Source organism: Pseudomonas sp. DWP2-2 (genome assembly GCF_049897065.1).
Lineage (GTDB): Bacteria > Pseudomonadota > Gammaproteobacteria > Pseudomonadales > Pseudomonadaceae > Aquipseudomonas > Aquipseudomonas paracarnis.
Genome location: NZ_JAFCVN010000010.1, coordinates 58,064 through 70,508, shown reverse-complemented (window position 1 = coordinate 70,508; position 12,445 = coordinate 58,064). Strand labels below are relative to the sequence as shown.

Here is a 12,445-nt window from a genome sequence, read left to right as displayed (position 1 = left end):
AAACCCCACGGCCGTTCACCAAAGGTTAAGAATCGCACTCGTATACTCCCTGACTACCCATGACCGGTCGCCCGATCGGTCTCATGCCTCGGTAGCCAGACTCCATGACGCGCCCCGCTCCCCTGCTGCTCTTGCTTGCTGCTCTGTTGTTCTTCTTCGCCCTCGGCAACCACGAGCTGCAAGGCTCTACCGAAGCCCGGGTGTCCGGGATCGCCATGGCGATGCACCTGGACAATGACTGGGTGGTGCCGCGCCTGTTTCGTGAACCCTTCCTGGAAAAACCACCCCTGAGCCTGTGGCTGGACGCGGGTGCGATTCGCCTGTTTGGCGCCAGCACCGGGGCGGTGCGCCTGGCGTCGGCGTTTGCCGGGTTGTTCAGTGTGATGCTGTTGTACGGGATGTTGCGTCGGTTCGGGCGGCCGCAGACGCTGGCGTTCAGCGCTGCGCTGATCCTGGCGACCATGGCCAGTTATTGGGGCAATGTGCGGGGGGTGGGTGAGGATTCGTTGCTCAGCCTCGGTGTCACCGCGGCCCTGCTGGGGTTTTACCAGGCGGTACGGCCCGATCGTGAAGGTTCAAGTACTTGGGCCTGGGCGTTGTTTACCGCCGGGATGGTCATCGCTACGTTGAGCAAGGGTGTGTTGGGCCTGGCGATGCCGGGCATTGTGATTTTCGTGTACCTGTTCAGCACCAGCCTGATGGATAAACGCCTGCGGCTGGGCGATTGGCTCAAGCCGGCGCTGTTCACGCTGTTGGCGTTGGTGCCGCTGCTGATCTGGCTGGGGTTTCTGTTTCAGCGCGGTGGGATGCAGGCGGTGGGTGAGGTGTTATGGACCAATAGCGTCGGGCGCTTCAGTGGTTCGTTCGTCGAGGCCGGGCATTACGAACCTTTCTACTATTACCTCGCGAAACTGCCCGAGGCCTTCCTGCCCTGGAACATCCTGGTGTACTTGGGCCTGTGGCACTTCCGCAAAAGCCTGGTACGCAACCGCTACCGCCTGTTTTTCAGTGTGTGGCTGGTGGCGCAGTTCACCCTGCTGACCCTGGCTTCCAGTAAACGCACCGTGTATTTGATGGCGCTGACGCCAGCCGCGGCTGTACTGGCTGCCGAATATGCGCGGGTGCTGCTGGAGTGGGCCAAAGACCATAAGCCGGGGCTGTACCGCTATCACCGGCAGATCATCGGCGGGGTTTTCAGCCTGGCCATCGCCTGCTACCTGAGCGCGGCGTTCTGGTTTGCACCCAAAGCCGATGTGCGCCATTCATTCGTGCCGGTGATCAGCCAGATCCAGACCCTGCAAGACGAAGGCAGGACGGTGGCCATGTACCAACCCAACGAGCGCATCGACGGCGCCAGCGTGTTCTACCTGCAGGCCTACTTGCCGATCCTGAACACCGAAGCCGAACTGCGCGCCTTCCTCAGCGCCAAGCCCGGCAACGTTGCGCTGACGGACCACACTGACCGGCTAAAAGAGCCGGTTACGGTGATCAAGCAAATGGCAGTCAACCGCCAGCCTTATTACTTCGTGGAGCAGTAAGGCCAGCGCGGGGTATCAATGCTTGGTGAGTTTGTCCAGGTAGCCCATGGCGAACGCCGAGACCACGAAGGTCATGTGGATGATCACGTACCACATCAGGTGCTGTGGATCGACGTTCTTGGCGTCCATGAAGATGCGCAGCAGGTGGATGGAGGAAATCGCCACGATGGAGGCCGCAACTTTCATCTTCAGCGACGACGAGTCCATGGTACCCAGCCAGTTGAGCTTTTCCTTGTTTTCGTCGATATCCAGCTGCGACACGAAGTTCTCGTAACCGGAAATCATCACCATCACCAGCAAGCCGCCCACCAGGGCCATGTCGATCAACGACAGCAGCAGCAGGATCACTTCGGCTTCCAACATGGTGAAGATGTTGGGAATCACGTGAATGATTTCCTGGAAGAATTTCAACGCCAGGACCAGCAGGCCCAAGGACAGCCCCAGGTAGATCGGCGCCAGCAGCCAACGCGAGGCGTACATTGTATTTTCGATAAAGCGTTCCATTGAATCTCACACAGCTTGGCTAAAAATGGCGCCGAGTATACCAGCCGCTACCCGGCCCCTGTCACCGCGAGAAAACTGACCCAAGTGGCATCTGTAAGAGAATTTTTCTGCTAGTGTCGAGGCCATTCACTCGGCTCGATGATGTCGGACAGGAAAACTCAGATGATGGATGTGCGATCCCCTTTGGCCACTTTCGGCCTGTGCGCGGCGTTGCTGATGGCCAGCGGCTGCTCCCCCAAAGAAGAGCAGAAGCAGGCGACCCTCGAAGAGAAAACCACAAAGTTCGAACAGTCTCTGGACAGCATCCAGGATCCCAAGCTGCGCGATGCCATCGCCGACCTGGGCGGCTCGCTGCTGTTGCTGGAGCGCGCGCGCGTCAAGCTCGCCAGCAAGCCCATCGAAGCCGAATACGGCGAAGACAGCCTGGCCCTGCTCAAGCATTACCCTACGCCCCAAGCGCTGGTGGACAGCTACATCAATGGCCTGTTCGTGCTGCGCAAAACCTCGCACTCCGACTACCTGACGGATTTGCAGCCGGTCTTCCCGTTCAACTTCAACGCGCCGGACCAGTTCCCCTTCCCCCATGGCCTGGAATGGCAGTCGGTCACCCTGAGCAACAATAAAGTCATTCCCTTCCAACCGGAATGGTCAGAAACCGACCCCGGCATTCAACTGAGCCCCAGCAGCTCCAACCTGACCAACCCCGACGACCTGACGGTGACCTACCCGTTTATCGAAGGCATCGAGACGGAAAACAAGAGCCAGCCACAACCCATCAGCCTCAAGGGCGCGGTGGAGGTGGTCACCCCGGGCAAGGTGCTGACGTTCGACCTGACCAAACAAGACGTGGGCCATAAACGCACCGACGGCAACATCACCCTCAACCTGCTGACGCTGGAAAAGAACTACGCCGAGATCGAATTGACCAACAGCCAGCCCCTGGCCGCCGAAGTGGGCGATGCGTCACCCAATCCGCTGCTGGTGCAGGCACGGGACAGCACCGGGCAGTTTCTGACCCGCTCAGGCTCGATCAACGAGAGTGCCGCGCAAGTGGCGTTCTATGAAAAACAACTGGCCGAGATGCAAAAACAGACCGCGTGGTCCGATGCCTTCGATAAACAGCTCACCGACGCGCAAAAAGCCTTCGAGCGCCAGCAGACCAGCCATTACGCCAAGGTGTATTTCAACGGGCTGATCGATAACCTGCAGGTGAATGTGCTGGATTTCTCCAAGGCCACGGTCACCCGTAAAGACCTGGACCTGCCGGTGATGCGCTTTGACAGGAACAGCCTGCAAAACACCGTGCAGCCCCTGCCAATGCCGGTCACGGTGTATGACGACGGCGCCGCCAGTTGGCTCAAAGATGCCTCGATGACGGAGGACCAACTGAAAAACAGCGTCACCATCAGCCAATCGACCGAAGACGCCAGCGCCGCAAAAATCGTGTTCGACCACCCGTTCACCTTCAATGACGACCTGGTCGGTGCCGAGCGCAACAACAGTGACGCGCCTATCACCTTTTTCACCGCCGATGACAAGGGCGAGCGCGGCGAGCCTATCGAGCTGCCGACCGAGGCTTTCGAGCTGAACGCAGTCAGCGGCACGCTCACCTACGACCTCAACCTGTTCCCGGAAACCCCGGCGTTTGTGGTGGGCTCGGTACCGTTGTTTCTGGCCACCATCGAGAAGGCCACGATTGACGCAGCCAAGCTGCCCAAGGGCCTGTCGCTCAAGGACAACGCGCTGATCGTCGACCAGAAGGACTTCCCCGCCGACAGTTGGCGCTTCTATGCCAAGGATGCCAGCGGCAATTACCTCAAGGAGATTCTCGGTGTCAGCCACCGCGCCGAGGAATACGGCACGGCGATGTTTGACGTGCATTACTTCTACGGCCAGCCGACCACGCTGGAAAGTTACCAGCGCACCGACCTCAGCACCGTGCAGTACGGCTTTGAGGTGAAGCTGGACAAGCCTGAGAGCAAATAGCCCTGGGTGGACGCGGAGCGTCCGGGGCGGCGTTACCACGCGGAGCGTGGGAACGATCCTCAGAGGGCTAGTCGCTCCTGGCCGCCATTGAGTTGGCGCAGATGAGCCTGCAGGTGCAGGCACCATATCTGCGGCTCGTCCATTTGCTCGTAGCCGTGCAAGGTCAGGCTATCAACGATGGTGCCCAGCATGCGTTCTGCCACGAAGGGCCCATGGAACGGGCCCTGGGATTTGACAGTGGAAGGCTGCTCGCCCGACATGCCGGCGGCAAACAACAGCGTCCACATCCCGTTATCCCCGGCGAGAGGGCGAATGGAGCATTCGATACGGGTGACCAGGCCCAGGCACTGGCGAGTAAGGCAAAGGTTGCGCGACATGGCGGCGCCCCTCGGTAGATCGGTGTTCAGCCCCAGCGCAAGGCGAGGCTGTTTCTATCCTGCGACTCCTGTGGATATCCCTGACTCTGAGAATAGAATAAAAACGCGACAAACCAAGGTTGTAGGGACCAACGGGCGTTGGTCCCTGAGGGTGGAGTCAATTTTGTGGCACGCTAAACATTCCCAAAAACACCACGGACCACTGTGGGAGCTGGCTTGCCTGCGATGACAGACTCACAGCCAACCTCCCAGTTGACTGATACACCGCTATCGCAGGCAAGCCAGCTCCCACCTTGATCGAGTGATGACAGCAATCAGGTTGGCTTCGCTTCCGCCAACGCCTGCTGCGCCAGCTCTTTCTCCGCCTCCTTCAAATCCTCATCACTGATCATCTCGGCAATCGCCCGCAAGCGCTCCACCACCCGCGCATTCACGGTGCCTTCCGGGAACTGCCCCTCGGCGTCCGGCTCACCGGCATCCTCGCCCACCAGCAGGCTCAAGGCCTCATCCGCCTGGCGCACCGCATAGATATGGAATTGCCCGGCACGCACGGCCTGCAACACCTTCTCGTCGAGCATCAGCGTGGCCACGTTGGCCTGAGGGATGATCGCCCCCTGCTCACCGGTCAGCCCGCGAGCTTCGCAAAGGCGGAAGAAGCCTTCGATCTTCTCGTTGACCCCGCCCACCGCCTGCACTTCACCAAACTGGTTGATCGAGCCGGTAATGGCAAAACATTGCTTGAGCGGCGTCTTCGACAAGGCCGAGATCAAGGTGCACGCCTCGCCCAAGGACGCACTGTCGCCGTCCACATACCCGTAGGACTGCTCCAGGGCAATACTGGCGGAGATGGCCAACGGGAATTCCTGGGCATAGCGGCTGCCCAGGTAACCAGTGAGGATCATCACGCCCTTGGAGTGAATCGGCTGGCCGAGGTTAACTTCGCGTTCGATGTCGACAATACCGCTACCGCCCGGGTATACCGTGGCGGAAATCCGCGCCGGCACGCCGAATGCCGAGTCGCCGACCTCCAGCACCGTCAAGCCGTTGCACTTGCCCACAGCGGCACCGGCGGTATCGATCAGGATGACGCCGGCGAGCATGTCTTCGAGAATCCGCGCCGACACGCGGCCGGTGCGCGTGGCCTTGGCCTTGAGGGCGCGCTCGATATGCCCGGCATCGGTCATTTCGTCGCCGGCCAGGTGGCGAATAAAGTCCGCCTCGCTCACCAGCTGGAACAAATCACCAATACGCGCCGACAAACGCCCCTGATGTTCGGCCAGGCGTGCGCTGTAGGTCGCCAGGCGCGCCACCGCGTCCGAAGTCAGCGGCGCCATGCCTTCTTCCGAAGTACGGGTTTTGAGCAACTGGGCGAACTGCTCCAGGCTCTCGTCGACCATGGGGATGTCTTCGTCGAAGTCCACCAGTACGCGGAACATCTCCTGGAAGTCCGGGTCGGCGTCCTGCAAGGCGTAATACAACTGGCGCGAGCCGATGATGATCACCTTGACCTGCAAGGGAATCATCTGCGGGTTGAGTGTCACGGTGGCCAGGCGGCCGAGTTCGCCCAAAGGCGATTCCATCTTCAGCTTGCGCGATTGCAGGGAACGCTTGAGCGCATCCCACACAAACGGCTCGCTGAGCATTTTTTCGGCTTCCAGGATCAAAAAACCGCCGTTGGCGCGGTGCAACGCGCCGGGACGCAACTGGCGATAGGTGGTGTAGAGCGCGCCCTGGTCGGTGCTGTATTCGATACGGCCGAACAGGTTGTCGTAGGTCGGGTGCGGTTCAAACACCACCGGCGCGCCACCGTTGACCGAGTGGCCTACCACCAGGCTCGGGCAGTATTGCTCTTCGAGCAGCTTGCGCGCCTGGGCGTCGGTCTTGGCGTCGTCCACCAACTGCTCGACCACGGTTTTGAGCAGGTACACCTGCATGGCCTGCAGGTAGCCACAGACGCCGGCATTTTCTGCGTATTTTTCCGACAAGGGCGCCAGCAAAGGCTGCAGGGCCAGGGTGATGGTTTCTTCGTTGAACTGGCGCAGCTGGTTGTTGGACTCACGCTTCCACTGCGGCAGGCTGGCCAGTTCTTCGTTGAGGCGTTCTTCCAGCTCGGAGATATCGGTGTGGAAGCGCTCGCGATCGGCCTCCGGCAGTTGCGAAAACTCGGCTTCGTCCAGCGCCTTGCCGTCGAGCATCGGCGTAAAGGCGATATTGGAGCTGTCGCGGTACAGCGCCACGTCTTTTTCCAGGGCCAGGCGCTCGATCACGTCCAGCGCTTTGTCGTAGCGCTGGTTGAACGCCCGGTCGATGGCGCTTTTACGCTGTTGATAAGTCGGGTGCTCGAACACCGCCGGGAAGGTGGCGACCAGGTTATCGACCAGGCCGTTGATATCGGCAATAAACGCCGCGGCGGCGCCACCTGGCAATTCCAGGGCGCGGGGCTCGCGGGGCTCATCGAAATTATTCACATAAACCCAGTCCGCCGGGGTTTGCAGGCGCTTGCCTTCGGCTTTCAGGTAGCGTTTGACGAACGAAAAGCGGCCGGTGCCCGGCTCGCCCATGACAAACACGTTGTAACCGGGGCGTGGCATGGCCACGCCGAACTGCAAGGCTTCAACCGCACGTTCCTGGCCAAGCACACCGCGAAAGGGCTCCAAATCATTGGTGGTCGAGAAGCTGAACTGTTCAGCGGAGAAAGGACGAGTCAGCGCTTCGGGCGCTAGACGCAAGCTGGCAGCAACAGGATCAGGCATCGGGCTTCCTTACATCAGGCGGGGCAGATGGGGCATTCTGGCTCCCGGTTGAGCGCTCTGGCAAGGCGCGCTTTCGGGAAAGCATAGCCACCGCACGCGTCCTGCAAAAAAATCGCCCGCCACTGAATGTTTATAAAAAAACACGGAACCCTGGGAACGTGCCTAAACTCCAAACTGCGCGGGTTGGACTAATAACTGGCCCCTAGGGTGCGTTGAGCACCTGAACCCTTGTCCATTGGTTTGCACACAAAGAGAACAAAGCTATGAAACGGATCCTTCTTGGTACTCTCTTCACCGTCGTCTCCCTCAATGCAATGGCAGAAGCACCAGGTGGCCCGAACTGCGGTTGGGGCAACATGTTGTTCGAAGGCCAGCGCGGTACTCCGGCCCACTTCCTCGCCTCCACCACCAACGGTACTTCGGGTAACGCCACCTTCGGCATGACCTCGGGCACCAACGGTTGCAGCACCAACAGCGCCCTGACCTACGGCGGCAAGTCCTGGATTGCCATGAATGGCATGATGAACGAGCTGTCCGAAGACATGGCCAAAGGCAACGGCGAAGCGCTGACCACCTACGCGGTGGTACTGGGTGTTGCGCCGGAAGATCGCGATCACTTCGCGGCCGTAACCCACGAGCACTTCCAGCAGATCTTCAGCAAGGCTGACGTGACCGCTGACGACGTGCACAACAACACCATTGCTGTACTGAAAAGCGATGCCCGTCTGGCGAAATACGCAACCCAGGCTTAAGCTCGACCTGCCCGCGCCTTTCGAGGCGCGGGTTTTATTTTTTCGACCCGCCCACCTTGGGTCTTTTTTTCCGTCCGACTTAAGTAGCCTCCATGCTCAAACGCCTCGCTTGCCTGGCTCTCTTCGCCTGCGCCCCGCTGCATGCGGCACCGCACCTCGACGATCAACGTTTGCAGCAACTGGCCAATGATCCATTCTGGCTGTCGCTGGGGCACTACGAAGCCGGCAAGATCAGTGGCTGGCGCAGCTATGTCAGCGACAAGAAATTCTTCATCGCTCCCGATGGCGCGCACCATCCGGACGCCGAACTCAAGGCCACCGTTGATGCGCTGTATGCACCGGCCAGCCTGGGTGAAAAGCACGCCCAATGTGTGTACCCCGCACGTACCCGCTGGCTCAAGGCGCAGTTGCAACTGAACGACCTGCCCGCCCTGGAGTGCAAAGAGTTCACCCAGTGGTTCAAGGACGTCGCGCCCCATAGCGCAGTGATGATCTTCCCGGCGGCCTACCTCAACAGCCCGTCGTCGATGTTCGGCCACACCCTGCTGCGCATCGACCAGGCCGACGTGCAAAGCAACAACACCGCCCTGCTCAGCTATGCGATCAACTTCGGCGCCTATATCGAAGGCTCCGACAACAGCATCCTCTATGCCTGGAAGGGCCTGATGGGCGGCTATCCCGGCCTGTTCGCCCTGGTGCCCTATCAGGAGAAACTCTCGGAATACCGCAGCCTCGAAAACCGCGATTTGTGGGAATACCGCCTGAACCTCACCGAGGTCGAGACCAAGCGTATGGTCGAGCACGTGTGGGAGCTCAAGCAGATCCAGTTCGATTACTTCTTCTTCGACGAAAACTGCTCCTATCGCCTGCTCGAACTGCTGCAAGTGGCCCGCCCTGGCCTGCGTTTGACTGAGCAATTCCCACTCACCGCGATCCCTACCGATACCGTCAAGGCGGTAAAGGACGCAGGTCTGGTCGAAAAGATCGACTATCGCCCCTCGCGTGAACGCGAACTGCTCGAACGCGCCAAGCCGCTGGACGGCGATGAGCAGCAGTGGGTGTTGAAAGTCAGCGATGACCAGAAGCAACTGCAAGAGCCTGCATTCAAAGCACTGCCCCGCGAGCGCCAGGCACTGATCGTGGATGCTGCTTACCGCCTGGGCCGCTACCGCGCCAATGGCCTGGAGCGCGATGCGACACGCTCCCAGCGCAGCTTCGAACTGCTGCGTGCGATCAACCAGAACCCGGCGCCAGACCTGAAGATCACCCCGCCTGGCCTGCCGGAAAATGGCCATGAGTCGCGCACCTGGCAAGCCGGCATCGGCACCCGCGGCGACAAAGCCTTCGGTGAATATGGCCTGCGCATGGCCTATCACGACCTCAACGACAACGCCGAAGGCTTCCCCTTGGGCGCGCAGATCGAAATCCTGCAAATGAAACTGCGCCAGTACGAGGGCAATCACTGGCAGCTCCAGCAACTGGACCTTGCCACCATCCGCTCGCTGACGCCGCGCAATGCGCTGCTGCAACCCTGGTCGTGGCAAGTCACCGGCGGCCTGGAACGCGTACCGGGCAAACACGACGACGAAACCCTGGTGGCCCACGTCAACGGCGGCGCCGGTGGCACCTGGCAACTCTCCGACGACATGCTCGGCTTCGCCCTCGGCACCGTGCGCGTGGAGCACAACAACGACTTCAGCGAAGCCATCTCCCCGGCCGCCGGGTTCAACACCGGCGTGCTGTGGAAAAACCCGTTGGGCAACCTGAGCCTGGAAGCCAAGGGCGATTTCTTCACCAACGGCGAAGTGCGGCGCAGCATCAGCCTCAACCAGCAATGGGAACTGTCGCGCAACCTGGGCCTGCGCCTGAGTGCCCAGCGTGAGTACAGCCACCTGTCCACGCCAGTGAATGAAGTGATGCTTGAGCTGAAGTGGTACCACTACTGATTAATGAGTGCGGGCTTGCTCGCGATATACGGTATATCAGCCAAGGTTCAAGTGACTGACGCACCGCCATCGCAGGCAAGCCAGCTCCCACAGGTTTTATACTCGGCCCACAACTTTCTGACCTGCCTTTCACACCGCCCCAACAAATCCCCTTCTAGACTTCCCTTATCAGCCGTAAAACGGCCAGGGAGTACGCCATGTGGCGGTATGCGGTCATGCTGTGCGCGGTGGTGGGGTTGTCGGGTTGCCAGTCAACCCATCAGGAATTGCTGGCCAAAGGTTACCCACCCGCCTTCGCCGATGGCTTCGACGACGGTTGCAGCAGCGGTCGCCAGGCCGCTGGGGTGATTACCGGGGCGTTTCGCAAGAATGTGCCGCGCTACCTCAAAGACCGGCCATACGCCGAAGGTTGGGAAGATGGGTTTCGTCAGTGCAAGGCCATGCGCGAAAGCCAGGAAATGCGCGATTACGAGGAAAACCGCAGGGACGACCGCGAACACGATTGGCAGCAGGAAAAAGATCGTGACGCCGCCAAAGCCTATCGCTCACGCTGATCGTTCCCACGCTCCGCGTGGGAATGCCGCCCTGGACGCTCCGCGTCCGCTCGCGAGGTCGTGACGCGGAGCGTCACAGGATGCATTCCCACGCGGAGCGTGGGAACGATCAGCGCCGGTGGGAACGATCAGGCAGCGAACGTGGCCCAACCTTCATAGGAAGGAGAACGCCATGAGCCGAGCTTTTGTAAATGAAGATAACGCGGCGGCCCAGGCTGATCAGCCGGTGGAGCGTCAGGTCAGCGCGCAACCTAACCGCCTGACCGCGCAAGGGTTGGCGCAATTGCAGGCCAGGGTGGCACAGTTGCAAGGGGAGCACAGCGACGAAGCCGCCAAGGGTGAGCAGGCCGACAAGCAGCGCCAGGCGGACCTTGAGCGGGATCTGCGTTACTTCAACCAGCGGGTGCAGAGCGCCCAGGTAGTCGCGCCGGCCACGTCCACCGACAAGGTGCAGATCGGCAGTTGGGTCACGTTCGCCAACGAGCAGGACGAACAGCAGCGCATCCAGTTGGTCGGTGAAGACCAGGCCGATGCCAACGCAGGCTTGATCAACTGGGGCTCGCCCCTGGGCCGTGCCTTGTTGGGCGCCCAGGTGGGCGACGAGGTGCTGTGGCAGCGCCCCGTCGGCGATCAGTTGATCGAAGTGCTGCGCATCGAACCCGAGGCCTAGACGATACCCTGGGCCAGCATCGCGTCAGCCACTTTCACGAAGCCCGCGATGTTCGCGCCCTTGACGTAGTTGATGCGGCCGTTTTCTTCACCGTAATGCACGCAGGCATGGTGGATCGACTGCATGATGTTGTGCAGCTTGCTGTCCACTTCCCCGGCGGTCCACAGCAGGCGCATGGCGTTCTGCGACATTTCCAGACCGCTCACCGCCACCCCACCGGCATTGGACGCCTTGCCCGGCGCAAACAGAATGCCCGCGTCGATAAAGATATCCACAGCCTCCAACGTGGTCGGCATGTTCGCGCCTTCGGCCACGCAGAGGCAGCCGTTGCGCAGCAAGGTACGCGCAGCGTCGGCATCGAGTTCGTTCTGGGTGGCGCAAGGCAGCGCGATATCGCAGGCCAGTTCCCAAGGCGCCTGGCCTTTGCGGAACTCCAGGCCGAAACGTGTGGCCAGTTCACTGATACGCCCGCGCTGTACGTTTTTCAGTTCCAGCAGGGCCGACCATTGTTCTTCGGTCAACCCGCTTTCGGCGTACAGGGTGCCTTCGGAGTCCGACAGGGAAATCACCTTGCCGCCCAGGTCCATGACCTTGCGCGCCGCGTATTGCGCCACGTTACCGGAGCCGGACACGGCCACACGCTTGCCTTCGACGCGCTGGCCTTGGCGCTTGAGCATTTCCTCGGCGAAATACACACAGCCGAAACCGGTGGCTTCAGGGCGGATCAGGCTACCGCCATAGGTCATGCCCTTGCCGGTCAGCACTGAGGTGAATTGATTGCTCAGGCGTTTGTACTGGCCGAACAGGAAGCCGATTTCCCGTGCGCCCACGCCGATATCACCGGCCGGTACGTCCACGTCCGCACCGATATGGCGGTACAGCTCGCTCATGAATGCCTGGCAGAAGCGCATCACTTCGGCGTCGCTCTTGCCCTTGGGGTCGAAGTCCGAGCCGCCTTTGCCGCCGCCCATGGGCAGCGAGGTCAGAGAGTTCTTGAAGGTCTGTTCGAAGGCGAGGAATTTCAGCACACCCAGGTTGACTGAGGGGTGAAAGCGCAAACCGCCTTTGTAGGGCCCAATGGCGCTGTTCATCTGGATACGGAAACCGCGATTGACCTGGACCTTGCCATGGTCATCCACCCACGACACTCGGAACGTGATCGCGCGTTCCGGCTCGCAGATGCGCTCCAGGATGCCCGAGGTCAGATAGTGCGGGTTGGCTTCAAGAAAGGGCCACAGGCTGCGTAGAACTTCTTCTACAGCCTGGTGGAATTCCGGTTGGTCCGGGTCGCGTTTCTTGAGGCGGGCAAGGAAGGAATCGACGGATTCGGTCATGAACAGTCTCGGCAAATTGATTGTTGTTAAA

General features: G+C 60.5%; 10 protein-coding genes. 6 read left to right on the top strand and 4 right to left on the bottom strand.

Going from position 1 to position 12,445, the window contains the following annotated elements:
- Positions 1–104 precede the first annotated feature (104 nt).
- On the top strand, positions 105–1,538 hold the full coding sequence (locus tag ACP7CZ_RS20545) for an ArnT family glycosyltransferase (protein WP_057975511.1): 1,434 nt from the start codon (positions 105–107) through the stop codon (positions 1,536–1,538).
- Between the two features lie 15 nt (positions 1,539–1,553).
- On the opposite strand, the gene ACP7CZ_RS20540 is transcribed toward ACP7CZ_RS20545, so the two are convergent.
- Positions 1,554–2,042 carry a TIGR00645 family protein gene (locus ACP7CZ_RS20540; RefSeq protein WP_014719996.1) on the bottom strand — a complete coding sequence of 163 codons (489 nt, stop codon included), beginning with the start codon at positions 2,040–2,042 and terminating at the stop codon, positions 1,554–1,556.
- Between the two features lie 162 nt (positions 2,043–2,204).
- On the opposite strand from ACP7CZ_RS20540, the gene ACP7CZ_RS20535 reads away from it, so the two are divergent.
- The gene (locus ACP7CZ_RS20535) at positions 2,205–4,028 is read left to right on the top strand and encodes a hypothetical protein (protein ID WP_083544081.1); all 1,824 of its coding nucleotides are present in this window, start codon (positions 2,205–2,207) and stop codon (positions 4,026–4,028) included.
- Positions 4,029–4,087: 59 nt separating this feature from the next.
- Here the strand turns inward: ACP7CZ_RS20535 and ACP7CZ_RS20530 are convergent, their stop codons facing one another.
- Complete coding sequence (locus ACP7CZ_RS20530) at positions 4,088–4,405, bottom strand: hypothetical protein (protein ID WP_003194269.1); 318 nt, start codon at positions 4,403–4,405, stop codon at positions 4,088–4,090.
- A 314-nt stretch (positions 4,406–4,719) separates the two neighbouring features.
- Positions 4,720–7,158, bottom strand: a complete 2,439-nt coding sequence (locus ACP7CZ_RS20525; RefSeq protein WP_294168042.1) for a Lon protease family protein — start codon at positions 7,156–7,158, stop codon at positions 4,720–4,722.
- Between the two features lie 263 nt (positions 7,159–7,421).
- On the opposite strand from ACP7CZ_RS20525, the gene ACP7CZ_RS20520 reads away from it, so the two are divergent.
- The 4 genes from ACP7CZ_RS20520 to ACP7CZ_RS20505 all read left to right on the top strand — a co-directional run bounded on the left by ACP7CZ_RS20520 (position 7,422) and on the right by ACP7CZ_RS20505 (position 11,080).
- Positions 7,422–7,910 (top strand): DUF3015 domain-containing protein, encoded by a 489-nt coding sequence (locus ACP7CZ_RS20520; protein WP_003194274.1) that lies wholly within the window; start codon positions 7,422–7,424, stop codon positions 7,908–7,910.
- Positions 7,911–8,002: 92 nt separating this feature from the next.
- Positions 8,003–9,856, top strand: a complete 1,854-nt coding sequence (locus tag ACP7CZ_RS20515; RefSeq protein ID WP_057975512.1) for a DUF4105 domain-containing protein — start codon at positions 8,003–8,005, stop codon at positions 9,854–9,856.
- 197 nt (positions 9,857–10,053) lie between these two features.
- The gene (locus tag ACP7CZ_RS20510; RefSeq protein ID WP_072448317.1) at positions 10,054–10,410 is read left to right on the top strand and encodes a hypothetical protein; all 357 of its coding nucleotides are present in this window, start codon (positions 10,054–10,056) and stop codon (positions 10,408–10,410) included.
- Positions 10,411–10,582: 172 nt separating this feature from the next.
- Entirely contained in the window at positions 10,583–11,080 is a 498-nt protein-coding gene (locus tag ACP7CZ_RS20505) for a GreA/GreB family elongation factor (protein ID WP_060764087.1), read from the top strand.
- On the opposite strand, the gene gdhA is transcribed toward ACP7CZ_RS20505, so the two are convergent.
- Complete coding sequence (gene gdhA / locus ACP7CZ_RS20500; protein WP_034126961.1) at positions 11,077–12,414, bottom strand: NADP-specific glutamate dehydrogenase; 1,338 nt, start codon at positions 12,412–12,414, stop codon at positions 11,077–11,079. The genes ACP7CZ_RS20505 and gdhA overlap by 4 nt on opposite strands.
- Positions 12,415–12,445: the final 31 nt, after the last annotated feature.

What these genes read in the sequence shown, in the direction of transcription:
- ACP7CZ_RS20545 (WP_057975511.1), top strand. Translation starts at nt 105, where the DNA reads ATGACGCGCCCCGCTCCCCTGCTGCTCTTGCTTGCTGCTCTGTTGTTC.
- ACP7CZ_RS20535 (WP_083544081.1), top strand. Translation starts at nt 2,205, where the DNA reads ATGATGGATGTGCGATCCCCTTTGGCCACTTTCGGCCTGTGCGCGGCG.
- ACP7CZ_RS20515 (WP_057975512.1), top strand. Translation starts at nt 8,003, where the DNA reads ATGCTCAAACGCCTCGCTTGCCTGGCTCTCTTCGCCTGCGCCCCGCTG.
- ACP7CZ_RS20540 (WP_014719996.1), bottom strand. Translation starts at nt 2,042, where the DNA reads ATGGAACGCTTTATCGAAAATACAATGTACGCCTCGCGTTGGCTGCTG.
- ACP7CZ_RS20505 (WP_060764087.1), top strand. Translation starts at nt 10,583, where the DNA reads ATGAGCCGAGCTTTTGTAAATGAAGATAACGCGGCGGCCCAGGCTGAT.
- gdhA (WP_034126961.1), bottom strand. Translation starts at nt 12,414, where the DNA reads ATGACCGAATCCGTCGATTCCTTCCTTGCCCGCCTCAAGAAACGCGAC.
- ACP7CZ_RS20510 (WP_072448317.1), top strand. Translation starts at nt 10,054, where the DNA reads ATGTGGCGGTATGCGGTCATGCTGTGCGCGGTGGTGGGGTTGTCGGGT.
- ACP7CZ_RS20530 (WP_003194269.1), bottom strand. Translation starts at nt 4,405, where the DNA reads ATGTCGCGCAACCTTTGCCTTACTCGCCAGTGCCTGGGCCTGGTCACC.
- ACP7CZ_RS20525 (WP_294168042.1), bottom strand. Translation starts at nt 7,158, where the DNA reads ATGCCTGATCCTGTTGCTGCCAGCTTGCGTCTAGCGCCCGAAGCGCTG.
- ACP7CZ_RS20520 (WP_003194274.1), top strand. Translation starts at nt 7,422, where the DNA reads ATGAAACGGATCCTTCTTGGTACTCTCTTCACCGTCGTCTCCCTCAAT.